We start from the raw sequence: 350 nt of genomic DNA, 5'->3' as shown, positions 1-350 counted from the left end.
AGCAGCTGGCCCGCTTTGAGCGGGTCGGCCACCGGATCACCGGTGATCCACGCAAGGGCAGCTCTCCCGGAGCCGGCTACGAGAAGGTCCACGTGGCCGTGGATGACGCCACCCGCCTGTCCTACGTCGAGGTCCTGCCCGATGAGAAGGGCCCGACCACAGTGGGCTTCCTGAGCCGGGCGGTGGCCTGGTTCAACGGGCAGGGGATCGAGTGCCGACGGGTGCTCAGTGACAACGGCTCGGCTTACAAGTCCCATGGCTGGCGAAAAGCCTGCCGTGCCCTGGGATTGAAGGTGAAGAAGACCAGGCCCTACACCCCAAGGACCAACGGCAAGGCCGAGCGATTCATC

1 protein-coding gene is annotated in these 350 nt (G+C 65.7%); it reads left to right on the top strand.

What is annotated here, in order from left to right:
• Nucleotides 1-350, top strand: a 350-nt coding sequence (locus tag KUG41_RS15170) for a DDE-type integrase/transposase/recombinase (protein ID WP_216905045.1), incomplete at both ends; no start/stop codon positions are given.

This window comes from Synechococcus sp. CCY 9618, assembly GCF_019038415.1.
Classification (GTDB): domain Bacteria; phylum Cyanobacteriota; class Cyanobacteriia; order PCC-6307; family Cyanobiaceae; genus Cyanobium.
Note: the sequence above shows the minus strand (reverse complement) of the source record. Positions and strands in the feature narration are given on the sequence as shown.